Annotated in this window: 23 protein-coding genes; 17 read left to right on the forward strand and 6 right to left on the reverse strand. The window is 70.4% G+C overall.

Annotated features, from left to right (window positions below; genetic code table 11):
- Positions 1–101 precede the first annotated feature (101 nt).
- From ACH45E_RS26115 to ACH45E_RS26160, 10 genes are all read left to right on the forward strand, one after another.
- The gene (locus ACH45E_RS26115) at positions 102–1,244 is read left to right on the forward strand and encodes a Gfo/Idh/MocA family oxidoreductase (protein WP_361440157.1); all 1,143 of its coding nucleotides are present in this window, start codon (positions 102–104) and stop codon (positions 1,242–1,244) included.
- Positions 1,241–2,086 carry a PmoA family protein gene (locus ACH45E_RS26120; RefSeq protein ID WP_361440160.1) on the forward strand — a complete coding sequence of 282 codons (846 nt, stop codon included), beginning with the start codon at positions 1,241–1,243 and terminating at the stop codon, positions 2,084–2,086. Before ACH45E_RS26115 ends, ACH45E_RS26120 begins: the two co-directional genes overlap by 4 nt.
- Positions 2,083–3,603 carry a family 43 glycosylhydrolase gene (locus tag ACH45E_RS26125; RefSeq protein WP_361440163.1) on the forward strand — a complete coding sequence of 507 codons (1,521 nt, stop codon included), beginning with the start codon at positions 2,083–2,085 and terminating at the stop codon, positions 3,601–3,603. Before ACH45E_RS26120 ends, ACH45E_RS26125 begins: the two co-directional genes overlap by 4 nt.
- Positions 3,604–3,728: 125 nt before the next feature.
- On the forward strand, positions 3,729–5,066 hold the full coding sequence (locus ACH45E_RS26130; protein ID WP_361440166.1) for a sugar ABC transporter substrate-binding protein: 1,338 nt from the start codon (positions 3,729–3,731) through the stop codon (positions 5,064–5,066).
- A 96-nt stretch (positions 5,067–5,162) separates the two neighbouring features.
- Positions 5,163–5,960: a rhamnogalacturonan acetylesterase gene (locus ACH45E_RS26135; RefSeq protein ID WP_361440169.1), complete on the forward strand. Its 798-nt coding sequence runs from the start codon at positions 5,163–5,165 to the stop codon at positions 5,958–5,960.
- Between the two features lie 16 nt (positions 5,961–5,976).
- The gene (locus ACH45E_RS26140) at positions 5,977–7,296 is read left to right on the forward strand and encodes a pectate lyase (protein ID WP_361440172.1); all 1,320 of its coding nucleotides are present in this window, start codon (positions 5,977–5,979) and stop codon (positions 7,294–7,296) included.
- Positions 7,297–7,374: 78 nt separating this feature from the next.
- Positions 7,375–8,517 carry a pectinesterase family protein gene (locus ACH45E_RS26145; RefSeq protein ID WP_361440175.1) on the forward strand — a complete coding sequence of 381 codons (1,143 nt, stop codon included), beginning with the start codon at positions 7,375–7,377 and terminating at the stop codon, positions 8,515–8,517.
- 1 nt (position 8,518) lies between these two features.
- Positions 8,519–9,550, forward strand: a complete 1,032-nt coding sequence (locus ACH45E_RS26150; protein ID WP_361440178.1) for a pectinesterase family protein — start codon at positions 8,519–8,521, stop codon at positions 9,548–9,550.
- 36 nt (positions 9,551–9,586) lie between these two features.
- A complete protein-coding gene (locus ACH45E_RS26155) occupies positions 9,587–10,699 on the forward strand; it encodes a chondroitinase-B domain-containing protein (RefSeq protein ID WP_361440281.1) in 1,113 nt (370 codons plus the stop codon).
- Between the two features lie 98 nt (positions 10,700–10,797).
- Complete coding sequence (locus tag ACH45E_RS26160; protein WP_361440181.1) at positions 10,798–11,595, forward strand: HAD family acid phosphatase; 798 nt, start codon at positions 10,798–10,800, stop codon at positions 11,593–11,595.
- Here ACH45E_RS26160 and ACH45E_RS26165 read toward each other — a convergent pair.
- Positions 11,592–13,799 (reverse strand): family 43 glycosylhydrolase, encoded by a 2,208-nt coding sequence (locus tag ACH45E_RS26165; protein ID WP_361440184.1) that lies wholly within the window; start codon positions 13,797–13,799, stop codon positions 11,592–11,594. The two genes, ACH45E_RS26160 and ACH45E_RS26165, sit on opposite strands and share 4 nt — an antisense overlap.
- A gap of 249 nt (positions 13,800–14,048) precedes the next feature.
- Here ACH45E_RS26165 and ACH45E_RS26170 point away from each other — a divergent pair, with 249 nt between their 5' ends.
- A complete protein-coding gene (locus tag ACH45E_RS26170; protein ID WP_361440187.1) occupies positions 14,049–15,146 on the forward strand; it encodes a right-handed parallel beta-helix repeat-containing protein in 1,098 nt (365 codons plus the stop codon).
- Positions 15,147–15,365: 219 nt separating this feature from the next.
- Here ACH45E_RS26170 and ACH45E_RS26175 read toward each other — a convergent pair whose 3' ends face one another.
- Both ACH45E_RS26175 and ACH45E_RS26180 read right to left on the reverse strand, forming a co-directional pair.
- Positions 15,366–16,226, reverse strand: coding sequence for a hypothetical protein (locus tag ACH45E_RS26175; RefSeq protein WP_361440190.1), 861 nt, complete (start codon positions 16,224–16,226; stop codon positions 15,366–15,368).
- Positions 16,223–16,789 (reverse strand): SigE family RNA polymerase sigma factor, encoded by a 567-nt coding sequence (locus tag ACH45E_RS26180; protein ID WP_361440193.1) that lies wholly within the window; start codon positions 16,787–16,789, stop codon positions 16,223–16,225. Before ACH45E_RS26180 ends, ACH45E_RS26175 begins: the two co-directional genes overlap by 4 nt.
- Before the next feature lie 269 nt (positions 16,790–17,058).
- On the opposite strand from ACH45E_RS26180, the gene ACH45E_RS26185 reads away from it, so the two are divergent.
- Positions 17,059–18,510, forward strand: a complete 1,452-nt coding sequence (locus ACH45E_RS26185) for an NCS2 family permease (RefSeq protein WP_361440196.1) — start codon at positions 17,059–17,061, stop codon at positions 18,508–18,510.
- 24 nt (positions 18,511–18,534) lie between these two features.
- On the opposite strand, the gene ACH45E_RS26190 is transcribed toward ACH45E_RS26185, so the two are convergent.
- The 3 genes from ACH45E_RS26190 to ACH45E_RS26200 all read right to left on the reverse strand — a co-directional run bounded on the left by ACH45E_RS26190 (position 18,535) and on the right by ACH45E_RS26200 (position 21,320).
- On the reverse strand, positions 18,535–19,992 hold the full coding sequence (locus ACH45E_RS26190; RefSeq protein WP_361440199.1) for a penicillin-binding transpeptidase domain-containing protein: 1,458 nt from the start codon (positions 19,990–19,992) through the stop codon (positions 18,535–18,537).
- An 81-nt stretch (positions 19,993–20,073) separates the two neighbouring features.
- On the reverse strand, positions 20,074–20,544 hold the full coding sequence (locus tag ACH45E_RS26195) for a GNAT family N-acetyltransferase (RefSeq protein ID WP_361440201.1): 471 nt from the start codon (positions 20,542–20,544) through the stop codon (positions 20,074–20,076).
- Positions 20,545–20,546: 2 nt separating this feature from the next.
- Positions 20,547–21,320 carry an IclR family transcriptional regulator gene (locus ACH45E_RS26200; protein WP_361440204.1) on the reverse strand — a complete coding sequence of 258 codons (774 nt, stop codon included), beginning with the start codon at positions 21,318–21,320 and terminating at the stop codon, positions 20,547–20,549.
- 139 nt (positions 21,321–21,459) lie between these two features.
- On the opposite strand from ACH45E_RS26200, the gene ACH45E_RS26205 reads away from it, so the two are divergent.
- The 5 genes from ACH45E_RS26205 (at position 21,460) to ACH45E_RS26225 (ending at position 26,127) form a co-directional block, all read left to right on the forward strand.
- The gene (locus tag ACH45E_RS26205) at positions 21,460–22,989 is read left to right on the forward strand and encodes an aldehyde dehydrogenase (NADP(+)) (RefSeq protein WP_361440206.1); all 1,530 of its coding nucleotides are present in this window, start codon (positions 21,460–21,462) and stop codon (positions 22,987–22,989) included.
- Between the two features lie 8 nt (positions 22,990–22,997).
- Positions 22,998–23,606, forward strand: a complete 609-nt coding sequence (locus ACH45E_RS26210) for a DUF1349 domain-containing protein (protein ID WP_361440208.1) — start codon at positions 22,998–23,000, stop codon at positions 23,604–23,606.
- A gap of 58 nt (positions 23,607–23,664) precedes the next feature.
- On the forward strand, positions 23,665–24,174 hold the full coding sequence (locus tag ACH45E_RS26215) for a GNAT family N-acetyltransferase (RefSeq protein ID WP_361440210.1): 510 nt from the start codon (positions 23,665–23,667) through the stop codon (positions 24,172–24,174).
- 74 nt (positions 24,175–24,248) lie between these two features.
- A complete protein-coding gene (locus tag ACH45E_RS26220) occupies positions 24,249–24,968 on the forward strand; it encodes a DsbA family oxidoreductase (protein ID WP_361440213.1) in 720 nt (239 codons plus the stop codon).
- 97 nt (positions 24,969–25,065) lie between these two features.
- Positions 25,066–26,127: an aminotransferase class V-fold PLP-dependent enzyme gene (locus ACH45E_RS26225; protein ID WP_361440216.1), complete on the forward strand. Its 1,062-nt coding sequence runs from the start codon at positions 25,066–25,068 to the stop codon at positions 26,125–26,127.
- Positions 26,128–26,555: the final 428 nt, after the last annotated feature.

A 26,555-nucleotide genomic window follows, 5' to 3' on the forward strand; every position in this document is an offset into this window, starting at 1 on the left:
ACGGTGGACACGGCCCGGCCGCCTACCCTGCCCGGAGAGATCGACAGCGCCGCCGTGGCCGACCGAGAGGTGGCAGGTGGCGCGGGCGCAGGGAGGACCCCATGACCGTACCCATCGTTCTGGCAGGCGCACGCGGCCACGGCCGCTGGCACCTCGGCAACATCCGCCGGCTCCAGGACAAGGGCATCGTCCGGCTCGCAGGCATCTGCGAGCTGACCCCGCTGGCCGCCGACGAGATCCCCGAGGGGCTCGGCACACCCGAGCAGTCCGCCGACTTCGGGGCCCTCCTCGACTCCACCGGCGCCCGGATCGCCGTGATCTGCACGCCGATCCCGACCCACACCGACCTGGCCCTCACGGCCGCCCGCAGGGGCGTGCACCTGCTGCTGGAGAAGCCGCCGGCGCCGTCGTACGCGGAGTTCCGCCGGATGGCCGACGGGGTCGCCGCGGCGGGCGTGGCCTGCCAGATCGGGTTCCAGGCGCTGGGCTCGCACGCCGTGCCCGCGATCCGCGGGATGATCGCCGAGGGCGCGGTCGGCGAGGTCATGGGAGTCGGCGGCGCCGGGGCCTGGGCGCGCGACGAGGCCTACTACCGGCGGGCGCCCTGGGCGGGCAGGCGGCGCCTGAACGGTGTGGACGTGGTGGACGGGGTCCTCACCAACCCCCTCGCCCACGCCGTCGCCGCCGGCCTCGCCCTCCTCGGCACCACCCGCGCCGAGGACGTCACCGGCATCGAGACCGAACTGCTGCGCGCCAACGACATCGAGTCCGACGACACCTCCTGCGTCCGGGTGGTCACCGGGCTCGGCCCGGTCACCGTCGCCGCGACCCTGTGCGCCGAACAGCCGGGTGAGCCGTACGTCCTGGTGCACGGCTCCAGCGGCCGGATCACCTACTGGTACAAGCAGGACCGCGTGCTGCTCCAGCGGGCGGGCCACGGGCCCGAGGAGACCGAGTACGGCCGTACGGACCTGCTGGAGAACCTCGTCGACCACCTCACCAACGGCGCGGCCCTGCTGGTCGAACCCGAGTCGACGGGCGCCTTCATGAAGGTCGTCGAGGCGGTCCGGCTGGCCGAGGACCCGGCCCCGCTGCCCGCCGGCGCCTGGCATCCGCTCCCGGACGAGAACCGGCGGGTCGTACCCGGCATCGACTCCCTGGTCGCGGCCGCCGCCGACACCCTCGCCCTCTACTCCGAGCTGGGCGCTTCCTGGGCCCTACCGAAAGAGGTGAGCTCCCGATGACATCCGACGACACCCACGTCCTGCGGGTCGCGGGCCGTCCGGTCGGCCGCTACATCGTCCGGCCCGAACTGCCGGCCCGGCTCTCTCCGCGGCCCTGCCTGCACCCCGTCACCACCCTGGCCGGCACGGCGGTCACCGAGCTCAGCCCCGCCGACCACACCCACCACCTCGGCGTCGGTGTAGCCGTTCCCGACGTCGAGGGGCACAACTTCTGGGGCGGGCGCACCTACGTCCGCGACCAGGGCCCGACAGAGCTGGACAACCATGGCGCCCAGCGTCACACCGGCTTCCAGCTGCGCGACCCGGACGGCTTCGTCGAGGAGCTGCGCTGGGTCGCCTCGGGCGCCGAGCTGCTGCGCGAGCGCCGTACCGTGGCCGCCACCGAACTCACCGACACCGCCTGGGCGCTGGACTTCACCTTCTCCCTCACCAACGTCACGCCGCGGGCGCTGTCCATCGGCAGCCCCGCCACGAACGGGCGCCCGGGTGCCGCGTACGGCGGCTTCTTCTGGCGGGCCCGCAAGGAGGCGTCGGCGCCGGACGTCTTCACCGCCGAGCGGGAGGGCGAGGCCGAGGCGCACGGCGCCCGTGCCGACTGGCTGGCGCTGGCCGGCGCCGGCTGGACGCTGGTGTTCGCGGGGGCCACCGAGGAGACCCGCGGCGACCCGTGGTTCGTGCGCACCGCCGAGTACCCGGGTGTGGGGTCCTCGCTGGCGTCCGCCGAGCGGCTGCCGATCGCGCCCGGCGACACCGTCGTACGGCGGATCGTCACCGTCGTCGCCGACGGCCGGCTCGGCCGGGACGAGGCGGCCGCGCTGGTGCGGAAGGCCGTGAGCCAATGAGCGCCCGCCTGACCGAGGAGACGTACCGCAACCCGGTCCTGAACGCCGACTGGTCCGACCCGGACGTGGTACGCGTCGGCGACGACTTCTACCTCACCGCGTCCAGCTTCGGCCGAGCCCCGGGCCTGCCGCTGCTGCACTCCCGGGACCTGGTCAACTGGACCCTGGTCGGCCACGCCCTGCAACGCCTGGAGCCGGCCTCCGAGTTCAGGGCGCCGCGCCACGACTGCGGGGTCTGGGCACCATCTTTGCGCTTCCACGACGACCGCTTCTGGATCTTCTGGGGCGACCCCGACCAGGGCATCTTCCAGGTCAACGCGCCCGAGATACGCGGCCCTTGGACCCGGCCGCACCTCGTCAAGCAGGGCAAGGGGCTCATCGATCCCTGCCCGCTGTGGGACGAGGAGACCGGCGAGGCGTATCTGGTGCACGCCTGGGCGAAGTCCCGCTCGGGCGTCAAGAACCGGCTCACCGGCCACCGGATGCACCCCGACGGCGCCGGCCTGCTGGACGAGGGCAAGCTGATCGTCGACGGGGACGCGATCCCGGGCTGGTTCACCCTTGAAGGGCCCAAGCTGTACCGGCACGACGGCTGGTTCTGGATCCTGGCGCCCGCCGGGGGAGTGGAGACCGGCTGGCAGGGCGCCTTACGGTCCCGGGACTTCTTCGGGCCGTACGAGGAGCGGATCGTCCTCGAACAACGGGACACCGGCGTCAACGGGCCGCACCAGGGCGGCTGGGTGCGCACCCGGTCCGGCGAGGACTGGTTCCTGCACTTCCAGCAGCGCGGCGCGTACGGGCGTGTCGTGCACCTCCAGCCGATGCGCTGGGGCCCGGACGGCTGGCCGGTGATCGGGGCCGACGGCACCCCCGTCACCGAACACCGCCGCCCCGCCCTGCCGCCGCAGCCGCCCGCGGCGCCCGCCACCGACGACGACTTCCCCGGCGGACGGTACGGCCGTCAGTGGCAGTGGACGGCCAACCCCCAGGACGGCTGGGCCACCCAGCACTCCGCCGACGGGCTGCGGCTGACCTGCGTGCGCACCCCCGGCGCGCACGATCTGCGCAAGCTGCCGCACATCCTCACCCAGCGGCTGCCCGGCACCCCGGCCACCGTCGAGGTCGAACTCACGCTGCACAGCGAGGAACCGGGGGCACGGGCCGGACTGACGGTCCTCGGGGACGCGTTCGGCTGGATCGGGCTCGAACGCCAGGCCGACGGGACGGTGCGCCTCGTGCACCGGTTCGCCGAGGCGGTGGCGGAGCAGGAGCGGGACGCCGAGCCTCCGCGGCCCGCGCCCGAGGGCCACGCCCGGCTGCGCGTCGAGATCGGCCCGGACGCGCGCTGCCGTTTCGCCGCCGACACCGGGGACGGCCTCCGTCCGTCCGGCCCCGTCTTCGCCGCCACCCCCTGGCGCTGGGTCGGCGCCCTGCTCGGCCTGTTCGCCGCCGCGCCGCCCGGAACCGGGCATGCCGGGGCGGGCACCTTCACGCACTTCCGTATCCAGCCCTGCTGATCACCTGCCTGGTTCAACCCGCACGCCTCTTGGGAGCCGCAATGACGCACCTCCGTAGCAAGCGCTTGCCCCTCATGTCTCCGCTGAAGACAGCAGAACTGAACCCGGAAGAAGAGAGCAGACCGATGAAGAGCAGCATCCGCAGAAGCAGGCGTGCCGCCACGGCCGTCGCCCTGGGCTCCGTGCTCGCGCTGACCGCCACCGCCTGCGGTGACGACGGCAGCGGCGGCTCCGGGAGCAAGGGCGACGAGGGCTCGGGCAAGGGCACGATCACCTTCTGGGACAACAACGGCGGTGTCCGCACCGACATCTGGAAGCAGGTCATCGCCGACTTCGAGCACAAGTACCCGGACATCAAGGTCAAGTACGTCGGCATCCCGGCGGCCAGCGCCCAGTCCAAGTACGACACCGCCATCCAGGGCGGCGGCCTGCCGGACGTCGGCGGCGTGGGCACCGCGATGCTCGCCGAGGTCGGGGCCCAGGGCGCGCTGGAGCCGCTGGACAGCCGGCTGGCGAAGAGCCCGCTGAACGGAAAGCTGAGCCAGAACCTGATAGCCGTCAGCAAGGCCGCGGGGGGCGGGGACACGCTGTACCAGGTGCCGACCTCCGCGAACAACGGCACGCTGTGGTACCGGACCGACCTGTTCAAGAAGGCCGGACTGGACGCGCCGACCACCTGGTCGAAGTTCTACAAGGCCGCGGACAAGCTCACGAACAAGGGCAAGAACCAGTTCGGCTTCACCATCCGCGGTGGCGAGGGCGCCATCGCGCCGGCCCTCGACGCGGTGTACGGCCAGACCGGGATCACGTCGTTCTGGAACGGCGACAAGACCACCGTCAACGATCCCAAGAACGTGGCCGCCCTCGAGAAGTACGTCGCGCTCTACAAGAAGGACACCCCGTCCGCCGACGTGAACAACGACTTCACGAAGATGGTCGCCCAGTGGGACAGCGGCACGATCGGCATGCTGAGCCACAACCTGGGTTCGTACCAGGACCACCTGAAGGCGCTGGGCAAGGACAAGTTCCGGGGGGTTCCCAATCCCACGATGGACGACGGCACCCGGGTGCAGGTGTCCAACCCGGTGGACGGGCTGAGCCTGTTCAAGTCGAGCAAGAACAAGGCGGCCGCCTGGAAGTTCATCGAGTTCGCCGTCTCCGCCGCGGAGAACTCCAAGTTCAACGAGTCGGCGGGGCAGGTCCCGGCGAACACCGACGCCGCCAAGGACGCGTGGATCCAGCAGGCCGAGCCGACGAAGCTCGCCGCCGAGGCGTTGAACGGGGCCGGCACGAAGATCGTGCAGCTGCCGTACTACCTGCCGGACTGGAACACGATCTCCAAGGCGGACAACGAGCCGAACTTCCAGAAGCTGCTGCTCGGGAAGATGACCCCGAAGGAGTTCCTGGACACGCTGGCCGATCAGCTGAACAAGGCGCAGGCCGACTGGAAGAAGAACCACTGAGGTCGTTTCGGCTGCGGGCCGGTTGTGGCTGGTCGCGCAGTTCCCCGCGCCCCTTTGGGGCGCGGGTCCCTCACCCCCTGTTTGAAAGGCACCGTCGTGTCTCCCACCCGCAGACAGGTAACACTGGCGGCGCTCGCCGCCCTCCCGCTCGGCCTCGCCGCGGGCGGCACCGCGCAGGCCGCACCCCACCGTCGTACGGTCTACATCGCCGGCGACTCCACCGCCGCCCAGAAATACGCCGACGCCGCCCCCGAGACGGGATGGGGAATGGCGTTCCCCTTCTTCCTCCGCAAGGAGATCGGCGTCTCCAACCAAGCGGTGAACGGCCGCAGTTCCAAGAGCTTCGTCGACGAAGGCCGGCTCGACGCCATCCTCGCCGAGATCCGGCCGCACGATCTCCTGCTCATCCAGTTCGCGCACAACGACGAGAAGTCCGCCGACCCGACCCGCTACACCGAGCCCTGGACCACGTACCAGGACTATCTGCGGCTCTATATCGACGGGGCGCGGGCCAAGGGTGCCCGGCCCGTGCTCGCCACGCCTGTCGAGCGGAGGAAGTTCGACGCCGACGGCAACGCCGTGCCGACCCACGGCGACTATCCGGCGTCGATGCGTGCGCTCGCCGCGAAGGAACGCGTCGCGCTGCTCGACATCGAGGCGCTGTCGCTCGCGCTGTGGCAGTCGCTCGGGGTCGAGGCGACCAAGACGTACTTCAACTGGACGGACACCGAGCAGGACAACACGCACTTCAACCCGCCGGGGGCCATCGCCGTGGCCCGGCTCGTGGCGCAGGAGCTGCTGCGCACCCGGGTGCTGGCCCGGCACGACGTCATCCGGCTGCACGAGGACATCCCGACGTCCTGGATCACCTGGCCACCCGCATCGGATTCGTGAACGAGGAGACCGCACAGTGCGCACACAGAAATGTCATGGACGTGTCATAGCGTCCCTCGTCGGCTGCACCGCCCTCGTGCTCGCCGTCACCGGCACCGCCTCCGCCTCCGCCCAGTCCCGGCACCCGGACCTCGCCCACCAGACCCTCGCGGCGAACGACGGCTGGGCCGCCTACGGCACCGGCACCACGGGCGGCGCCGCCGCCGACCGCGCGCACGTCTACACCGTCACCACCTGGGACGCCTTCAAGGCGGCCCTCGCCGACGGCGGCAGCGCACCCAAGATCATCAAGGTGAAGGGCACCATCGACGCCGACGGGCCGAGCTGTGCGTCGTTCGTGGTGCCGGGGTACGACTTCGACACCTACCTCAAGACGTACGACCCGGCCGTGTGGGGCCGCACCAAGACCCTGGACGCCGAGCCCGACGACAGCCCCGAGGGTCTGCGCCGCGCCTCCGCCGCCCTCCAGGACGCCTACGTCAAGGCGAACATCCCCGCCAACACCACCATCGTCGGGATCGGCAAGGACGCCGGCTTCAAGGGCGCGAGCCTGCAGATCAAGGGCGTCGACAACGTCATCGTCCGCAATCTGGCCTTCGAGAGCCCGCTCGACTGCTTCCCGCAGTGGGACCCGACCGACACCGCCGACGGCAACTGGAACTCCGAGTACGACAGCGCGGTCGTCTACGGCTCCACCCACGTGTGGATGGACCACGACACCTTCACCGACGGCGACCACCCGGACAGCACCCTGCCGTACTACTACGGCCGGATCTACGAGCAGCACGACGGCGAGCTCGACATCGTCAAGGGCGCCGACTACGTCACCGCCTCCTGGAACGTCTTCGAGGACCACGACAAGACGATCCTGATCGGCAACAGCGACAGCGCCTCGACGGCCGCCGTGGACCGAGGGCATCTGAAGGTCACCTTCCACCACAACCTGTTCGCGAACCTGGTGGAGCGCGCGCCCCGCGTCCGCTTCGGCCAAGTGGACTCCTACAACAACCACTTCGTCGCCGGTGACGGCTACGGATACAGCTACGGCATCGGCATGGAGTCCCAGCTCGTCGCGGAGCACAACGCGTTCACGCTGCCGGATGGGGTCAGCACCGGTGCGGTCCTGAAGAAGTGGAAGGAGGCACCGGTCACCGCCGCCGACAACTACGTCAACGGCACCCTGACCGACCTGATCGCCGTCCACAACGCCGAGGTCCCCGGCGAGATCCTCCAGTCGGGCGCGGGCTGGACGCCGACCCTGAGGACGAAGGTCGACCCGGCGAAGGCCGTCCCGAAGATCGTCGACCACTGCGCGGGCGCCGGGCACCTGCGCTGAGCGCCGCACCAAACGGCCGGGGCCGGACGGGCCCCGGCCGGCATCCCCCGACGAGCCGCACCGCGAAGGAGCATCCGCATGCCCTCGCCCCACCTCCCACCGCCATCCCTGTCCAGAAGGGGCTTCCTCGCGGCGAGCGCCGGTACCGCCGCCCTCGGCCTCGCGACCGCCGCCCCCGCGCACGCCACCGGTGGCAGCCGCCGACGCCCCTTCGGCCGGTACGGGTCACCGGCGCGCCGCCTGACGCCGAAGACCCTGTACGTCGACCCGCACGGCCGCGGCGACTTCACCGGCGTCCAGCCCGCCGTGACCGCCGCGACCGGCACCGGCTGGACCCTGGTCCTCGGCCCGGGCACCTACCGGGAGACCGTCGCCCTCGACGCCACCCGCACCGAGGCGACCTGGATCGGCGCCTCGGAGGACCCCCGGGACGTCGTGATCGTCTACGACCACGCCAACGGGACGCCGAAGCCGGACGGCTCGGGCACCTACGGCACCACCGGCTCGGCCACCACCACCGTCCAGGCCGACGGCTTCACCGCCCGCTGGATCACCTTCGCCAACGACTGGCTGCGCGCCGACCACCCGGACATCACCGGCACCCAGGCAGTGGCCATCAAGGTGCAGGGCGACCGGAGCGCCTTCACCCACTGCCGGTTCCTCGGCCACCAGGACACCCTGTACGCCGACTCGATGGCGCTCGGTGTCTTCGCCCGCCAGTACTACGCCCACTGCTACATCGAGGGCGACGTCGACTTCGTCTTCGGCCGGGCCACGGCCGTGTACGAGCACTGCCACTTCCGCACGCTGAACCGCACCGACCTCGCCGCCGCCCCCTACGGCTTCGTCTTCGCGCCTTCCACGGCGGTCGCCAACCCCCGCGGCTACCTGGTGTCGCGCAGCCGGGTCAGCAGCGAGGCCCCGGACGCCTGCTACAAGCTGGCCCGCCCCTGGGTCCCCGGCTCCGATCCCACCGCCCGTCCGATGCTCACCGTCCGGGACACCCGCCTCGGCCCCGGCATCGACGCGGTCGCCCCCTACACCAACATGTCGGCCACCTACCCGTGGCAGAGCCAGCGGTTCGCCGAGTACCGCAACGCGGGGCCGGGCGCGGAGGCCACCGTCCCGGAGAACCGCCCCCAACTCACCGACGAGCAGGCCCGGTCGGCGACCCGGGAGGCTTATCTCGGTGACTGGACGCCATGGCGGGAGGGTTGCTGACATGCGCAGGCGCACCCTCCTGGCGGGCATCACCGGCGGCCTGGTCGCCGCCGGGGCCCCGCCCGCTCTCGCCGGCGGTCGCCATGTCCTGCACGTCCGCCCCGGCGACTCCGTGCAGCGGGCCGTGGACGCGGTGGACGGGCCCGGCCAGACGATCGTCGTGCACCCGGGGACGTATCGCGAGGTCGTCAACGTCTCGGCGGAGAAGCGAGAGTTGACGATCCGCGGCGCCACCCGCGACCCGCGTGACGCCGTCATCGTCTACGACCACGCCAACGGCACGAAGAAGCCCGACGGCACGACGTACGGCACCGCGGGCTCGGCCACCTTCACCTCCGCGGCACCCGGACTGACCGTCCGCGATCTGACCGTCGCCAACGACTGGCTGCGTGCCGACCACCCCGACATCACGGGCACGCAGGCGGTGGCCGCCTACACCTACGGCGACCGGACGCACTTCGAGAACGTCCGGCTGCTCGCCCACCAGGACACCCTCTTCGTCGACACGACCGCGCTCGACTCCTTCGACCGGCAGTACTTCCACCGCTGCCACATCGAGGGCGACGTCGACTTCGTCTTCGGCCGGGCGACCGCCGTGTTCGACCGCTGCCACTTCCGCACCCTCCAGCGGGACGTGTCCTTCACCCCCAAGGGCATGGTCTTCGCCCCCTCCACCGCCCGCGCCAACCCGTACGGCATCCTCGCCGTCCGCTCCCGGATCACCTCCGGCGCCGAGGACGGGGCGTACAAGCTGGCGCGGCCCTGGGTGCCGTCGTACGAGACGACCGCCTGGCCGTCCCTCGTCGTCCGGGACACCTGGATCGGCCCCGGCATCGACCCGGTCACCCCCTACACCAACATGCGCGACGCCTACCCCTGGCAGTCCATGCGCTTCCACGAGTACCGCGACACCGGCCCGGGCTCGGTGATCACCGTCCCCGAGAACCGGCCCCAACTCACCCGCACCGAGGCCCGGTCGCACACCCCGGCGGCCTACCTCGGCGACTGGAAGGTCCCCGGACAACCGCTCTGAAACGACGAAAGGAACCCCGCTCCCATGTCTCGTCGAATGTCCCGTCGAACCTCCCTCGCCCTCGCCGCGGCCCTCGCGCTCGGCGCCGGACTCGCCGTGCTCCCCAGCCAGGCGCAGGCCGCGACGGTCGTCGTCAGCAACTCCACCGACCTGTCCAACGCCATCAAGAACGCCACCGCCGGCACGGTCATCCAGGTCCGCGGCGGCACGTACTACCCGACGGCCACGCTGCAGTCCACGGCGAACGGCACCAGCTCCTCGCCGGTCACGCTCACCGCGTACGGCTCGGAGACCGTGAAGATCGACGGCTCCTCGCTCCCCTCCGGCTCCTGGATCTTCAAGCTGACCGCGGACTACTGGAACGTCTCCAACATCACCTTCCAGAACTCCCCGGACAGCGCGGTCGTCTGCCAGTCCTGCACCGGCACCAACTGGAACAACGTCAGGACCATCAACGGCGGTGACTCCGGCTTCACGCTCACCGGGGACGGCACGGTCAACAACACCGTGAAGAACCTGGACAGTTACGGCAACTACGACGCCGCCGAGCACGGCCAGAACGCCGACGGGGTCGCCATCAAGTTCGGCTCCGGCACCGGCAACCTCGTCACCGGGGCACGGCTCTACAACAACTCGGACGACGGCATCGACCTGTGGTCCTTCTCCTCGCCGGTCACCATCGAGCACACCTGGTCCTTCGGCAACGGCGTCAACCGCTGGGGCGACTCCGCCTTCGAGGGCAACGGCAACGGCTACAAGCTGGGCGGCAACGGTGTGACGGTCGCCCACGTCGTCAACAACTCCGCAGCCTGGGGCAACGCGGGCAACGGCTTCACCGAGAACTCCAACACCGGCGCCATCGTGATCAACCGCACCACCGCCTACGCCAACAGCAAGTGGGGCTACTACTTCGCCACCAGCTCCGCGAAACTCGGCAAGAACCTCGCGGTGAGCAACGGCGGCGGCTCGGTCAGCAAGGGCTCGAAGGTGACCTCCGCCGGCAACAACTGGGACTCCGGCATCTCCACCCCGGCCTTCACGTCCACGGACGCCTCGACCGCGTACAACGCCCGCAAGTCCGACGGCTCCCTGCCCGCCACGACGTTCCTGACCACGGGCAGCACCACCATCGGCGCCACCATGAACTGATCCCCGCGGGGGACGAGGGGCCCGTTGCCCGAACGAGAAGATATCGATCGGGCAACGAACCTCGCGCTCGGAGGGGTGACGCGCGTAGAACACCTGTCATGCATAAGCCACTTCGGATCGCGGCCCTCACGGCCGCCTGTGCCCTCGCCGGTGGCGCCCTGTACGGCGCCGGTGCGGCCACCGCCGGTCAGTCCACGGCGAACTCCACCCACGAGCCCTACAACATCGGGCAACTGGTGAAGGACATCGACACCTACTACGGGACCACCGCGGACGCGAACGGCGTCTACCAGGCGTCCCCGGACAGCCCGTACGCCAAGGACCTCGCGCGCCTCGACTCCGACGCCAAGCGGTACATCGACAGGGCGGCGCGCAAGGCGCAGCGCAAGCACGAGAAGCCCGCGGTCGTCTTCGACATCGACGACACGCTGCTGCTCAGCCTCGACTACGAGAAGCGCTACAACTACACCTACAACTCGACCACCTGGGGCGACTACGTGAACCGGGCCGACCGCCCGGCCGTCTTCGGCAGCCCCGAGCTGGTCCAGTACGCCGAGTCCAAGGGCGTCGAGGTGTTCTACAACTCGGGCCTGAGCGAGTCGCAGCGCACCGCCGCCGTCGAGAACCTGAAGAAGGTCGGCGCCGATGTGAACCTCGACGCCGACCACATGTTCCTCAAGGACAAGGCGAACCCGCCGGCCTACCTGAGCGCCTGCGCCACCCCGGGCACCTGGAACTGCACGACCGTGCAGTACAAGTCCGGTACGCGGGGGCACATCGAGAAGGACCTCGGGTACGACATCATCGCCAACTTCGGCGACCAGTACTCGGACCTCGACGGCGGCCACGCCGACCGCACCTACAAGATCCCGAACCCGACGTACTTCGTCAGCTAGTTCGCGCGAGCGGTCCCTACCGGGCTGATCGACTCCAGGGTCGGTACGACCGGTTCGATCGTGCCGTCGGCGGCGAACCGCATACGGTCGATCGTCGTCTCCCGGTGCATACCGTCACCGCCCGCCTTGCCGGGGCCGTTCAGCGCGAACCGGTGGTAGACGATGTACCAGTCGTCGGTGCCGGGCACGTTCACCACGGAGTGGTGGCCGGTGGCGAGGATGCCGTACTCGGGACGCTTGGACAGGATCGTTCCCCGCTTGGTCCACGGGCCGAGCGGGGACGGTCCCGTCGCGTAGGCGACGTGGTAGTTCTCGCTGCGGGTGTCGTCCTCGGACCACATGAAGTAGTACGTGCCGTTCCGCTTGATCACAAAGGATCCCTCGCGGAAGTCGCCCGTGGTGATGTCCTTGACCTGCGCCGGGTCGTACGACGTCATGTCGTCGTTCAGCGGGACCACGTACGCGTGCCCGTTGCCCCAGTAGAGGTACGACTTTCCGTCGTCGTCCGTGAACACGGCCGGGTCGATCATCTGGCCCGCCAGCTTCCCCTTGGCCACGAGCGGTTTGCCGAGGGCGTCCTTGAAGGGGCCGGCGGGGGAGTCGGCCACCGCCACGCCTATCTGCTGCTCCGCGCAGAAGTAGAAGTAGTACTTGCCGTTCCGTTCGGCGATCGCGGGCGCCCAGGCGTTCTTGTCGGCCCAGGAGACGTCGGGGCCGAGGTCCAGGATGACGCCGTGGTCCTTCCAGTGGACCAGGTCCGGCGACGAGTACGCCTTGAACCGGGTGCCGCTCCAGCCCTGGAAGCCGTCGGTGGTCGGATAGATCCAGTACTGGCCGTTCAGGTAGTGGACGTCCGGGTCGGCGTTCAGGCCGGGCAGGATGGGACTTCGGGTGCGGACGGCCTCGACCGTCCAGGTGCGACTCGTGCCGTCCGCCGCCGTGACCGTGTACGTCTGCGGCTTGCGGAAGTCGCGGTGCTTGCCGGACTTCGGGCTGATCCTGGCGCCCTCACCCACCCACAGCTCCGGGGCCAGCCGGGACAGGTCGGCGTCCGGGTCCATCGGGAGCACGACCTTCGACGCCGACTCGGTGACGACCGCGTACCCCTTCTGGTGCTTCGCCGTGGCGTCCACCACGGAGGTGGGCGTGCTCGGGTAGGCGGCCAGCAGCCGGTCGTACTCCGCCTGCGTCACCGGCATCACCGTGCCGTGCCGGGGGCTCGCCGGGAGCTGGTAGTCCTTGGACATCGTCCACTTGCCCGAGGCGAGGTCGGTGGTCTCGAAGGGCACGTAGCCGCGCAGACCGTACTCGTCGATGAACAGGTACCACTTCTTCTCGGTGTTCGACTTGAACACCGTCGGCCCCTCACCGCGCTCGATGGAGCCGCTGCCTATGCAGTCGGAGACGAAGTCGTACTTGGTGCTCGTCAGGCTGGTCGACTTCTCGCCGGTGATGAACTTCGAGCAGGGCGAGCTGGAGGAGGGGTCCCGCTCGTCCTTGGTGTAGCGGTAGTAGTCGTCCTTGTACTTGACCACCGTGGAGTCGATGACCGAGTAGCCGGGGTCGTCCCAGACCTTCGGCGCGCTGAAGGTGCGGAAGTCCTTCGTCGTCGCGTACATCATCTTGTTGTACGTCGAGCCCGTGTGGCCGGGGTCGTCGTCGGCGTACAGCTTCGACGCCCAGAAGACGACGAACTCACCGAGCGAGTCGTCCCAGTAGGCCTCCGGCGCCCAGGTGTTGCCCGCGTTGTCGGGGGCGACCTTCACCAGGCGCTGGTCGGTCCAGTGCACCAGGTCGGTGGACTCCCAGATCATGATGGACTTGCTGCCGTGCCGCTGGACGTAGTCCCAGCTGCCGCTGCTGTTGTTGTACATCCTGAGGTCGGTGGCGATCAGATAGAACTTGTCGCCCTCGGGGGAGCGGATGACGAACGGGTCGCGCAGGCCCTTCTCGCCGATGGTCGAGGTCAGGACCGGCTTCCCGGCGTTCAGCTCGCGCCAGTGCAGCGGGTCGTTGCCCCGGCTGAGGGCGTAGCGGATCTGTTCGCCGTCGGCGGTGCCCTCGCCGGTGAAGTAGGCGAAGAGGTAACCGGCGTACTTGGGGTGTTTCACGGGTGGGGCTCCAGAGTGCGCGGTGCCGGGCGGAGCGGCGAACAGGGTGAGCAGAAGGGCGAGACAGGCGAGGAGCGCGGCTCTTAGGCGCATGGTTAATCCTGTCGGAGCGTGGTGGTTTCTGTTGGGTGTTGCGCCCTCGGAGTGTCACCAGTGGGGAAAGGCACGTCAATCGATGAGAGCGGGATGAGAACCGCCGAAACTTTCGCTCGTTTTCGTTCGGCCCGGCAACCCGCTCGGCCACGGTGGCGACTGGTGTCCGTAGCATCCCCCTAGGAAAGGAACACCCCGTGCGCCAGAGGACGCCACCGCAGGACGCGCACCCTCTCGATCGCCGCGACGGTGGCCGTCGCCGCGGGGGCCGGCGGTGTCTACCTCGGCCTGTCGAACGGCGGTGCCCAGGCCGCCACGACCACGGTCACCGTGGCCGGCACCGCCCAGCTGGAGTCGGCCGTGAAGAACGCGGCGGCCGGCACCGTCATCCAGGTGCGCGGGGGCACGTACTATCCGACGGCCACCCTCAAGTCCACCGCGAGCGGCACCAGCGCGAACCGGATCACGCTCCAGGCGTACGGCAGCGAGAAGGTGAGGATCGACGGGTCCAAGCTGCCCGCCGGCTCCTGGCTCACCGGGATCTACGGCAGCTACTGGACCGTCCAGAACCTCACCTTCCAGAACTCCCCGGCGCAGGGCTTCGTCGTCACCTCCTCCACCGGCGGCGTCTTCAAGAACCTGGTCACCGCGGACAACGGCGACTCCGGCTTCACCCTGCGCGGCGACAACACCGTGAACAACCTCGTGCAGAACCTGGACAGCCACGGCAACTACGACGCCGCCGGGCACGGCCAGAACGCCGACGGCATCGCCGTCAAGTTCGGCTCCGGCACGGGCAACAAGGTCACCGGGGCCCGTCTGTACAACAATTCGGACGACGGCCTCGACCTCTGGCAGTTCTCCTCGCCGGTCACCATCGAGCACTCCTGGGCCTTCGGCAACGGCAAGAACCGCTGGAACGACTCGGCCTTCGAGGGCAACGGCAACGGCTTCAAGCTGGGCGGCGGGGGCGTCGCGGTCGGGCACGTCGTGAACAACAACGCGGCCTGGGACAACACCCTCAACGGCTTCACCGAGAACTCCAACACCGGGGCGATCGTGCTGGGCCGCAACACCGCGTACGCCAACACCGAGGCCGGCTTCTACTTCGCCACCGGCAAGGCCCGCCTCGCCCGCAACCTCGCCGTGGGCAACAAGGGCGGCCTGGACAAGCTGGGCTCCGCCACCGTCTCCGCCGCCAACAACTGGGACAGCGGCGTCAGCACCCCCGCCTTCAAGTCGACCGACGCGGCCACGGCGTACGGCGCCCGCAAGGCGGACGGCTCGCTGCCCGCGACGACCTTCCTCACCACGGGCTCGACCACCATCGGCTCGCCCATGAACTAGCCCTTCAAGCACAGCGTTTCGGGCACAGCGGTGCGTGCACAGCGGAACGCCCCGCCGGTCGTCACCGGCGGGGCGTCCTCGTGGCCGGTCGAGGGGGGCTCGGACCGGCCGTTCGGCCGAGGGGGGCTCAGGCCGACACTTGTATTGACGCTGAAAACGAACACATGGTTGTCAAACTTGTGATTGTTTCTGGGGACGTTCAGTTCGGTTGGGTTCGGTTCAGGAGTCGCCGTCGCCCGAGTCCTGCGCCGCGAAGTCGCCCTTCACCGCGTACCGGGCGTCGCCCGCGGCGCCTGTGATGCCGTAGGTGTCGTCCTTCGCGTCCCGGCCGCCGCGCTTGTGGTTGTACTGCCCGGCGAAGACCCACTCGCCCGCGGGGACCGTGCGGCCCTCCTTGAGCACCCATGTGTAGACCAGGAAGCCGTTCTGCTCCTCGACGGTCTGGGTGAAGTCGGCCTCCGGCAGCGACCGCCAGGCGCCCGCCGTCGACACGCCGCCCGTCTGCGCCACCTTCAACTGCACGGTCAGCGCGCTCAGCTGCTTCGACGTCTTCAGGGTGATGTTGCTCTGCGCCCAGAAGTCGTTGCTGTGCGGGTCGACCGAGCCGTCCGACCACAGCGGGCCGTTCTGCGTGCCTGCCGCGGCCGGCGCCTTCGGGGTGGCCGAGGCCTTCGGGGGCGTCGGCGTGGGGGGCGGACCGGCCTGGCGGGAGGGGTGCGTGGCGCCGCCGGAGCCGGTCGTCGGGGCCGCCGAGTGGACCGGTGGCCGCATCGTCGCGTCCGGCGACGGCGTGGGCGTCGGCGAGACCGCGACCGTCTGCTGGGCCGGGGTGTCGTCGTTCTTCACCGCGGAAGCCACCGCGTACCCGCCGACCGCGAGGACACCGGCCACCGCGGCCGTGGCGCTCACCACCCGGAACCAGCCGAACACCGGCGGGCGCGTCGCCCGGTGGTCGGAGCGGCCCTGCGCGGCCATGCCCCGCTCGACCCGGGCCAGGATGCGGGCACGGTCGGGTTCGTGCTCGCCGGCCGCCTCGTGCAGCCGGGCGCGCAGCTCGTCGTGCACGTCCTGCTGCCTCATCGGTTCCTACCTCCGGTCTCGCCGCCGCGCGCCATCGCCGCGTGCACCCTCTGCGGAGCGCGCTCGCTGCCGAGCAACCGCTGCAGTTCGGCCATTCCCTTCGACGTCTGGCTCTTAACCGTACCCACCGACACCCCGAGGGCCAGCGCGGTGTCCTTCTCCGACAGGTCGAACGCGTGCCGCAGCACCACACACGCCCGTTTGCGGAACGGCAGCCTGCGCAGCGCCTCCTGCACGTCCACCACGCCGGCCACGTCGGGGTTCTCGGTCTTCTCCTCGCGGTGCGACCAGAACAGCGAGATCCGGCGGCGCTCGCGCACCGCGCTGCGGATACGGGTACGGGCCAGGTTGGCGACGACACCCCGGGCGTAGGCCACGGGGTGGTCGGCCGCGCGCACCCGGTCCCAGCGGTGCCACAGCGCGAGCAGCGCGTCCGCGGCCAGGTCGTCGGCGGCGTCCGACTCGCCGGTCAAGAGGTGGGCGAGGCGGGAGAGTTCGGCGTAGTGCCGTTCGAAGAAGGCATGGAACTCCACGGAGGCGGCGTCGTCGACGACTGTGCCCACGGGCGACCTCTCTGTGTCATGTTTCTGTGCATGCCACCGTGCATGCCACTGTGCGTGTCATGTGAATGACATGTGGCCGTCCGGGGGTGACCGGGACGAGATCCGGAAGCGTAGCAGTGATCAACTGATCAGTTTGTACGAGGGTCCGAACGCCGTATGACCGGCCGTCGCCCGATTCCGTAACACGGAGAAAACCTGAAACCGGTTCAACGCGGGAACAATCCAGCCAGCATCCGCAGACCGATCATGAGGCGACAAGGAGCAACACCATGTCCGAGACCCAGAAGGTGGCCGACCGGCCAAGTGCCGCGCCACCCGCGGCCAACGGCGTCGACCGGTACTTCAGAATCTCCGAACGGGGATCGACGTTCGGCCGGGAGATACGCGGCGGCCTGGCCACCTTCTTCACGATGGCCTACATCCTTGTCCTGAATCCGATCATCCTGGGCAACGCCAAGGACAAGTTCGGCCACACCCTCGACACCGGCCAACTGGTCACCGCCACCGCCCTGGTGGCCTGTGTGATGACGATCATCATGGGCGTCGGCGGCAACCTCCCGCTCGCCATCGCCGCCGGCCTCGGCCTCAACGCCGTCGTCGCCTTCCAGCTCGCCCCGCTGATGAGCTGGGCCGACGCGATGGGACTCGTCGTCCTCGAAGGCATCCTGATCTGCGTCCTGGTACTCACCGGGCTCCGCGAGGCGATCATGAACGCCATCCCGCAGCAGCTCAAGCAGGCCATCGGCGTCGGCATCGGCCTGTTCATCGCCTTCATCGGCTTCGTCGACGCCGGGTTCGTCAGCCGCATCCCCGACGCCGCGAACACCACGGTGCCGGTGCAACTGGGCGCCGTCGGCCGGCTCACCGGCTGGCCGGTCCTGGTGTTCTGTCTCGGCGTACTGCTCACCATCGCGCTGCTCGCCCGCAAGGTGAAGGGCGCCATCCTGATCAGCATCGTCAGCATGACGGTCGTCGCGATCGTCATCGACGCCGTCGCCGACATCAAGAGCTGGGGCCTGACCACCCCGAAGGTCCCCGACAAGATCGTCGCCGCCCCCGACTTCGGACTCGTCGGTCACTTCAGCCTGTTCGGCGGCTTCGCCAAGGCCGGGGTGCTCACCGCCGTCCTGCTCGTCTTCACCCTGATCCTGTCCGACTTCTTCGACGCCATGGGCACCATCGTCGGCATCAGCGCGGAAGCCGGACTCCTCGACGACAAGGGCCAGGTGCCCGGCATCGGCCGCGTCCTGTTCATCGACGGCGCCGCCGCCGTGGCCGGCGGAATCGGCTCCGCCTCCTCCAACACCGCCTACATCGAGTCCGCGGCCGGCGTCGGCGAGGGCGCCCGCACCGGCTTCGCCAACCTGGTCACCGGCGGTCTGTTCGGTCTCGCGCTCTTCCTCACCCCGCTGCTCACCATCGTCCCGCTCCAGGCCGCCGCACCGGCCCTGATCGCGGTCGGCTTCCTGATGATGACCCACGTCAAGCACATCGACTGGGACAGGTACGAGATCGCCATCCCGGCCTTCCTCACCATCGCCGCGATGCCGTTCACCTACTCCATCACCGACGGCATCGGCGCCGGCTTCCTGGCCTACGTCGTCATCAAGGCGGTGCTGGGCAAGGCCAAGGAGGTCAACTGGCTGCTGTGGGCGGTGTCCGCGCTGTTCCTGGTGTACTTCGCGATCGACCCGGTGGAGCAGATCCTGGGCGTGAAGTAACGCGTCAGGGGCTCAGGCGGCACGTCAACCCTTCAACGCGGCCCGCATCATCGCCTTGGCCACCGGCGCGGCCAGGCCGTTGCCGCTCACCTCGGAGCGGGCCGCGTCCGACTGCTCCACCATCACCGCGACGGCGACCTCCCTGCCGCTCGAGTCGGACTTGCCGAACGAGGTGAACCAGGCGTACGGCGTCTTGCTGTTGTTCTCGCCGTGCTGGGCGGTGCCGGTCTTGCCGCCCACCGTCACACCGGGGATCTTCGCGTTGGTACCGGTGCCGTCCTCGACCACCGTCCGCATCGCCGACTGGAGCTGCTCGGCGGTCGAGGAGCTGATGATCTCCTTGCTGTCCGCGCCGTCGTCGTAGTTCTTCAGCACATCGCCGCCGCCGTCGGTGATCTGCGAGACCATGTGCGGCGAGACCAGCTTGCCGCCGTCGGCTATCGCCGCCGACACCATGGCCATCTGCAGCGGGGTGGCGGTCACGTCGAACTGGCCGATGCCGGACAGCCCCGTCTGCGCCTTGTCCATGCCCGAGGGATACACGCTGGTGTACGCCCGCACCGGAACGTCCAGTTGGTCGTCGTTGAAGCCGAACTTCTCGGCCATCGCCCTCACCTTGTCCTGGCCGAGGTCGACGGCCATCTTCCCGAAGACGTTGTTGCAGGAGTACTGGAGGGCGACCCGTATCGAGGCGTTCTCGCAGGGCGCGGAGGCGTTCTCGTTGGAGAGCGGACGGGTGGTGCCCGGCAGGGTGTACGGGTCAGGGCTGGCGGTGTGCTCGTCCACGTCCCTGTACAGCCCGTCCTCCAGCGCGGCCGCCGCCACGACCAGCTTGAACGTCGAGCCCGGCGGCAGCGGCTGGCGCAGCGCCCGGTTGGTCAGCGGCTTGGCCGGATCGGCGTTGAGGCTCTTCCAGGCGGTGCCCGCCGTGTTGGCGTCGGTCAGCGTGGACGGGTCGTACGACGGCGTGGACACCACCGCGAGGATCCTGCCGGTCCTCGGGTCGATCGCGACGGCGGCGCCCTTGTTGCCGCCCAGCGCGCCGTACGCCGCCTTCTGCACGTCCGGGTCGATCGTGGTGATCACGTCGCCCGGGTCGGCACGCTTGCCGGTGACGGTGTCCATGACCGTCTTGAGCCGGTGGTCCGTGCCGTTGAGCAGGTTCTGGTAGATGCCCTCGAGCTGGGTCGGGGCGTACGCCTGCGAGGCGTAGCCCGTGACCGCCGCGTACAGCTTGCCGTCCTTGTACGTGCGCTTGTACGCGAGGTCGCCGCCCTTCGTGCGGGCCGAGCCGGTGATCGACTCGCCCGCCACGATGATGTTCCCGAGCGGCTCCGCGTACGTCTGGATGACGTTGCGCCGGTTGTCCTTGTCGTCCGCGAGTGCCTTGCCGTCGTAGAACTGCACCCATGTCGCCCTGAGCAGCAGGGTGAGCACGAGCAGCAGTGTGAAGACGGACGCCCGCCTGATCGTCTTGTTCATCCCGCTCTGAGGACGAGCGGGATGCGGCAATCGTTCCGCTCCGCCGCATTTCTCATCGGGCTTTCATGAGAGCGAATGCCTTCATGAGAGCAGCAGCACGACCTCCTCGATCTCCGCGCCGCGGGCGTTCGCGTACCCCTGGGCCCGTGCGCTCTCCCGGAACCCGCACTTGCCCAGCACCCTGAGCGACCCGGCGTTGTCCGCTGCCGCACGCGCGTACAGCGGGCGCTCCGGCACCAGGGCGAGCAGTTCCCGCAGGGCGGCCGTGGCCACGCCGCGTCCCCAGTACGCGCGGTCGATCCAGTACGTCACCTCGCGCGAGCCGGGGTTCCCGTACACGGCCGCGTTCCCCGCCACGGCCCCGTCCGCCAGGACGGTGCGCGTGAGGGCGTCCGCCGAGGAGCGGATCTTCTCCCACTGGGCGTCGAAGGCGTCGCGGTCGGCCGGGTCCGCGGCGGTGAAGGCGGCCATCCACACCGCCTCGGGGTCCCGCATCTGCCGGTAGAACACCGGCAGATCGCTGTCGTGGACCTCGCGGAGCAGGACCTCCATGGTCACAGCCTCCGGGTGGCGAGGGTCAGCCGGTCCCGGGCGTCGAACAGCGCATCCTTGATCATCTGCTCGTGGGCGGGGGTCAGCCGGGCCACCGGCACCGAGCAGCTGATCGCGTCGCGGGCGGGAGTGCGGTAGGGGACCGCCACGCCGAAGCAGCGCAGGCCCAGCGTGTTCTCCTCGCGGTCGACGGCGAAGCCCTGCTCCCGGATCTGGTGCAGCTCCTCGATGAGCTTCTCCCGGTCGGTGATCGTGTGCTCGGTCAGCGCCGGCAGTGTCTCCGGCAGCAGCTTGCGCACCTGCTCGTCGGTGTGGGTGGCCAGCAGGGCCTTGCCCAGCGAGGTCGAGTGCGCGGGCAGCCGGCGGCCGACCCGGGTGAAGGGACGCAGATAGTGCTGCGACTGGCGGGTGGCCAGGTACACCACGTTCGTGCCGTCCAGCCGGGCCAGGTGGATGGTCTCCGTGGTGTCGTCGGAGAGCCGGTCCAGAGTCGGCCGGGCCGCCGCGACCACCTCGTCGCCGTCGATGTACGACGTACCGACGAGCAGCGCCCGCACCCCGATGCCGTACCGCGTGCCCGTCGCGTCCGTCTCCACCCAGCCCAGCTCCACCAGCGTGCGGAGCAGCATGTAGAGGCTGGACTTGGGGTACCCCACGGCCTCCTGGACCGCCGCGAGGGAGTGCATACCGGGCCGGCCGGCGAAGTACTCGAGCAGTTCCACGGTCCGTACCGCGGACTTGACCTGCGCCCCGCCGTTTGTCTCGACTGCCGACATCGCCGTTGACCCCTTCGTTCGACGAGGACCTGAAGATATAGTCTCCAACAGCATATTCATCATCAGAGACGGCGTTCAGTATATCGAACGTCCCTGGTCGATGACGTACGTACTGCGGCACTACATGGAGGGACCCGCGGTGGCAGCAGCACCAGTCTGGAGTGTCGACCCGCGCACCGGGAAGCAGCGTGAACAGGTTGCGGTGGAGGCCACAGCCGAAGAGGTCGACGCCGCCGTGAAGGCGGCGCAGGCCGCGCGCGGCGCCCTCGCCGACCGCGCGGTCCGCTCCGCGTTCCTGCGCGCCGCCGCCGACGGCCTCCAGTCGGCCAAGGACTGGCTGGTCGAGACCGCCGACGCCGAGACCGCCCTCGGTCCGGTCCGGCTGACCGGCGAACTCGCCCGCACCTGCTACCAGTTGCGGGCCTTCGCGGACATCGTCGACGAGGGCGCCTTCCTCGACGTCATCGTCAACCACCCCGACGACACCGCGACCCCGCCGATCCCGGACCTGCGCCGCTACAAGGTGCCCCTGGGCGTCGTCGCCGTCTACTCGGCGTCCAACTTCCCCTTCGCCTTCTCGGTCGCCGGCGGCGACACCGCCAGCGCGCTGGCCGCCGGCTGCCCGGTCGTCGTCAAGGCCCACCCCGACCACCCGGCCCTGTCCGAACTGGTCGCCAAGGTGCTGCGCCGGGCCGCCGCCGAGCACGGCATCCCCGAGGGTGTGGTCGGCCTGGTCCACGGCTTCGAGGCGGGCGTCGAGCTGATCAAGCACCCGCTGGTCGCCGCCGCCGGCTTCACCGGTTCCGTCCGCGGCGGACGCGCCCTCTTCGACGCGGCGGCCGCCCGGCCGGTCCCGATCCCCTTCCACGGTGAGCTGGGCTCGCTCAACCCGGTCGTCGTCACCGAGGCCGCCGCCGCCGAGCGCGCGGACGCCATCGGCGCCGGTCTCGCCGGGTCGATGACCCTCGGCGTCGGCCAGTTCTGCGTCAAGCCGGGCCTCGTCCTGGTGCCGTCCGGCGCGGCGGGCGACGGCCTGGTCAAGTCGCTCACCGACGCCGTCAGCGACACCGACGCCGGTGTCCTCCTCGACCACCGCATGCGGGACAACTTCCTCGCAGGCGTCGCCGAGCGCGCCGAACTCCCCGACGTGGAGACCCCGGTGACCCCCGGCGCGGGCGGCGAGCACACGGTCAGCGCGGGCTTCCTGACGGTACCGGCGAGCAAGCTGGCCGAGGAGGGCGCGTACGACCTGCTCCTCGAGGAGTGCTTCGGACCGGTCACGGTGGTCGTCCGGTACGACGACGAGGGCGAGGCGACGGCCGTCCTGTCCCGGCTGCCCGGCAACCTCACCGCGACGGTTCACCTGTCGGAGGACGAGGCGGCCGGCGAGGGCCGCGGCGCGGAACTCCTGGCCGAACTGACGCCGCTGGCCGGACGCGTGCTGGTCAACGGCTGGCCGACGGGCGTGGCGGTCGCCGCCGCCCAGCACCACGGGGGGCCGTACCCGGCCACCACGTCCACCTCGACCTCGGTGGGCGGTACGGCGATCGAGCGGTGGCTGCGGCCGGTCACCTACCAGAACGCCCCCGAGGCGCTGCTGCCGAAGGAACTGCGGGACGACAACCCCCTGGGGCTGCCCCGGCGGTTCAACGGCGCCCTGGAGCGGTAGCACCGGACATGGACGTGGAACTTCCCGAACTCCCCTTCGCCCTGCGCACCTACGGCCCCGACGGCAACTGGTCCTACGAGGACGGCGTGCTCACCGGGTGGGCCGGGCCCCGGCAGGACCGGTTCGTGCCGCCCACCGGGGAGGCGTTGGAGCCCGCCTCCGACGCGCCCCGGCTGCTGGGCTCGCCCGAGGGCGACTTCCAGCTGATCGCGCGGGTCACCGTCGGGTTCGCCGCAGCCTTCGACGCGGGCGTGCTCTACGTCCACGTCGGTGAGCGGGCCTGGGCCAAGCTGTGCCTGGAGTACTCCCCGGACGTGCCCACCGTCTGCACGGTGGTCACCCGGGGACACTCCGACGACGCCAACTCCTTCACCGTGGACGGCAGTTCCGTCTGGCTGCGGATCAGCCGCACCGGCCGGGCCTTCGCCTTCCACGCCTCCCGGGACGGCGAGCGCTGGACCTTCGTCCGGTTCTTCACGCTGGGCGAGGAGAAGGAGACCGGCGCCGCGCTCATCGGCTTCATGACCCAGTCGCCGATGGGGGAGGGCTGCGTGGTGACGTACGACCACATCGAGTTCCGGGACGGCTGGCCGGACGACCTGCGGGACGGAAGCTGAGCGGGACGGGAAGCCGAGCGGTCGGAACCGCGGTCGCCCGGGGCACGTCCTGAGCTGCATGATCGAAGCGCACCGGAACACCGGAACCCTGGTGATCAGGACCGCCCTGCCCGCGGAGGCCGAGGCCGTCGCCGAGCTGCACGTGCGGGCCAGGTCGACGTACTACCCGGACGGCCTGCCGGAGGACGGCTTCGACTGGGTGGCCCGGTGGCGCGAGGCCCTCGGGCGGCCCGACGGCCAGGTGCTGTGCGCGGTACGGGACGGGCGCATGGTGGGCATCGCCTCCTTCCGCACCCCCGAGGACATGCCCGCCGGGGCCGTCAAGCTGTTCCAGTTCCACGTCGACCCCGGTCAGTGGCGCACGGGCGTCGGCACGGTCCTGCACGCCGCCTGCGCCGAGCAGTGGCGGGCCGACGGCAGGCGGAGCGCGGTCCTCGACGTGCACGTGGACAACGCCCGCGCCCAGGCCTTCTACGCCCGCCAGGGCTGGATCCCGGACCCGGAGAACCCGCCCGCCGAGGGCGACCACCACCTGTTCCTGCGGTACGCGGTGCGGCCCGGGGAATGAAACCCGCTGCTTGAACGTTCACGTACCCGGCCGCGGGGAAAGCCTCCGCGCCGGTACGACCTGGAGCCGTGAACATGCGCGTCGAGATCTGGACGGACATCGCCTGTCCCTGGTGCTACGTGGGCAAGGCCCGCTTCGACAAGGCGCTCGCGGCCTTCCCGCACCGTGACCAGGTCGAGGTGGTGCACCGGTCCTTCGAGCTGGACCCGTACCGCGCCAAGGGCGACGTCCAGCCGGTGATCACGATGCTCACCCGGAAGTACGGCATGAGCGAGGCGCAGGCCGAGGCCGGCGAGGACAACCTGGGTGCGCAGGCCGCCGCCGAGGGGCTGGACTACCGGACCCGGGGCCGGGACCACGGCAACACCTTCGACATGCACCGCCTGCTGCACTTCGCCAAGGAGCAGGGCAGGCAGGACGAGCTGATCCAGGTCCTGTACCGGGCGAACTTCGCCGAGGAGCGGTCGCTCTTCACCGAGGGCGACGAGCGGCTGGTCGCGCTGGCCGCCGAGGCCGGACTGGACGCCGACGCGGCCCGCGCGGTGCTCGCCGAACCTGGCGCGTACGCCGACGAGGTCCGTGCCGACGAGCGCGAGGCGGAACAGCTCGGTGCGAGCGGCGTGCCCTTCTTCGTCCTCGACCGCAAGTACGGGGTCTCCGGAGCCCAGCCCGCCGAGGTCTTCGCGAAGGCGCTCACCGAGGCGTGGGGCGAGCGGCAGCCGCTGCGGCTCATCGACTCGGGTGACGCCGAGGCGTGCGGTCCGGACGGGTGCGCGGTGCCGCAGCAGGGCTGAAAAGCCGCAGCTCAGGGGGTACGTATAAGCGCCGCTTAGCGAAACCACGTACAAAATCGCAATGGACGGGGACTTCGGCGGGCCGCAGAGTGGACCCATGGAGACCTCCGAGACCTTCGAGAGCCTCGTCCGCGCCGAATTCGCCCCCGAGAGCACCTATCTCAACACCGCGAGCAACAGCCTGCTGCCCGCCCGCACCGTCGCCGCCCTGCACGAGGCGGCGGTGATGCGGGCCGAGGGCCGGCCGCTGGGCCCGCTGTACGAGGACGTGGAGGCCTGCCGGGCCGGGTACGCCCGGCTCGCCGGCGTCCCTGCCGAACGGGTGGCGGTGGGCGCCTCCGTCGCCGCGCACTCCGGGGTGATCGCCGCCTCGCTGCCCGCGGGCGCCGAAGTCCTCACGGCCGAGGACGACTTCACCTCGGTGCTGAACCCGTTCCACGTCCGCGGCGACCTCAAGGTCCGCACGGTCCCGCTGGAGCGGATCGCCGAGTCGGTCCGCCCGGACACCGCGCTGGTCGCGGTCAGCGCCGCCCAGTCCGCCGACGGGCGGCTCGCCGACCTGGCCGCTCTGCGCGAGGCGGCCCGGGCCCACGGCGCGCGGACCTACGTCGACTTCTCCCAGGCGGCCGGCTGGCTGCCGATGGACGCCGACGCCTACGACTTCTCCGCCTCCGTGTCCTTCAAGTGGCTGCTCGGCCCGCACGGCGCGGCCTTCTTCGTGGTCCCGGAGGACTTCGGCGGGCTCACGCCGGTGCTCGCGGGCTGGGTCGCGGGCGAGCGGCCGTGGGACAGCTGCTACGGCCCGGTGACCGAACTCGCCCACTCCGCCCGGCGGTTCGACCTCACCCACGCCCTGTTCACCTTTGCGGGACTGCGCCGGTCCCTCGACCTGATCGAGGAACTCGGCGTGAGGGCCGTCCACGAACACGACCTGGCGCTGGCCGACCGCTTCCGAACCGGCCTCGCGTCCCTCGGCCACGAGCCCGTCCCCGCCCCCGGCTCCGCCATCGTCTCGGTCCCCGGCCTCGGCAACCGCCAGCCGGACCTGAGCCACGCGGGCATCGAGGTCTCCAACCGCGCCGGTAACCTGCGCGCGGCCTTCCACCTCTACAACACCCCTGCGGACGTAGACCGCCTACTGAACGCCCTGACCCCCTGACACACGACCGGGCCGGAGCCCTCCCGTCCCACACGAGGAGGCTCCGGCCCGGTGTTCGGGGGGTTACTTCACCGGGGTGAAGTCCCGCGCGCCGATGCTGTGTTTTCCGGGGGTGTCCCCCGGGCCCCCGGCCGGGCTCGCGGTGTTCGGTTGGGGGTGTGGCGCTTCTGCCTGGCACGCTTCTGAGACGACCGGGCCGGGGCCCCCGTCCCACACGAGGAGGCTCCGGCCCGGTGTTCGGGGGGTTACTTCACCGGGGTGAAGTCCCGCGCGCCGATGCTGTGTTTTCCGGGGGGGTCCCCCGGGCCCCCGGCCGGGCTTGCGGTGTTCGGCTGGGGGTGTGGCGCTTCTGCCTGGCACGCTTCTGAGACGACCGGGCCGGGGCCCCCGTCCCACACGAGGAGGCTCCGGCCCGGTGTTCGGGGGGT

Origin of the sequence: Streptomyces sp. NPDC020299, from assembly GCF_044387825.1 — a bacterium.
Lineage (GTDB): Bacteria > Actinomycetota > Actinomycetes > Streptomycetales > Streptomycetaceae > Streptomyces.

Coding starts and splice junctions, on each gene's coding strand:
- ACH45E_RS26125 (WP_361440163.1), top strand. CDS start 2,083: ATGAGCGCCCGCCTGACCGAGGAGACGTACCGCAACCCGGTCCTGAAC.
- ACH45E_RS26145 (WP_361440175.1), top strand. CDS start 7,375: ATGCCCTCGCCCCACCTCCCACCGCCATCCCTGTCCAGAAGGGGCTTC.
- ACH45E_RS26215 (WP_361440210.1), top strand. CDS start 23,665: ATGATCGAAGCGCACCGGAACACCGGAACCCTGGTGATCAGGACCGCC.
- ACH45E_RS26165 (WP_361440184.1), bottom strand. CDS start 13,799: ATGCGCCTAAGAGCCGCGCTCCTCGCCTGTCTCGCCCTTCTGCTCACC.
- ACH45E_RS26225 (WP_361440216.1), top strand. CDS start 25,066: ATGGAGACCTCCGAGACCTTCGAGAGCCTCGTCCGCGCCGAATTCGCC.
- ACH45E_RS26220 (WP_361440213.1), top strand. CDS start 24,249: ATGCGCGTCGAGATCTGGACGGACATCGCCTGTCCCTGGTGCTACGTG.
- ACH45E_RS26115 (WP_361440157.1), top strand. CDS start 102: ATGACCGTACCCATCGTTCTGGCAGGCGCACGCGGCCACGGCCGCTGG.
- ACH45E_RS26190 (WP_361440199.1), bottom strand. CDS start 19,992: ATGAACAAGACGATCAGGCGGGCGTCCGTCTTCACACTGCTGCTCGTG.
- ACH45E_RS26130 (WP_361440166.1), top strand. CDS start 3,729: ATGAAGAGCAGCATCCGCAGAAGCAGGCGTGCCGCCACGGCCGTCGCC.
- ACH45E_RS26160 (WP_361440181.1), top strand. CDS start 10,798: ATGCATAAGCCACTTCGGATCGCGGCCCTCACGGCCGCCTGTGCCCTC.
- ACH45E_RS26150 (WP_361440178.1), top strand. CDS start 8,519: ATGCGCAGGCGCACCCTCCTGGCGGGCATCACCGGCGGCCTGGTCGCC.
- ACH45E_RS26120 (WP_361440160.1), top strand. CDS start 1,241: ATGACATCCGACGACACCCACGTCCTGCGGGTCGCGGGCCGTCCGGTC.
- ACH45E_RS26185 (WP_361440196.1), top strand. CDS start 17,059: ATGTCCGAGACCCAGAAGGTGGCCGACCGGCCAAGTGCCGCGCCACCC.
- ACH45E_RS26155 (WP_361440281.1), top strand. CDS start 9,587: ATGTCCCGTCGAACCTCCCTCGCCCTCGCCGCGGCCCTCGCGCTCGGC.
- ACH45E_RS26175 (WP_361440190.1), bottom strand. CDS start 16,226: ATGAGGCAGCAGGACGTGCACGACGAGCTGCGCGCCCGGCTGCACGAG.
- ACH45E_RS26210 (WP_361440208.1), top strand. CDS start 22,998: ATGGACGTGGAACTTCCCGAACTCCCCTTCGCCCTGCGCACCTACGGC.
- ACH45E_RS26200 (WP_361440204.1), bottom strand. CDS start 21,320: ATGTCGGCAGTCGAGACAAACGGCGGGGCGCAGGTCAAGTCCGCGGTA.
- ACH45E_RS26195 (WP_361440201.1), bottom strand. CDS start 20,544: ATGGAGGTCCTGCTCCGCGAGGTCCACGACAGCGATCTGCCGGTGTTC.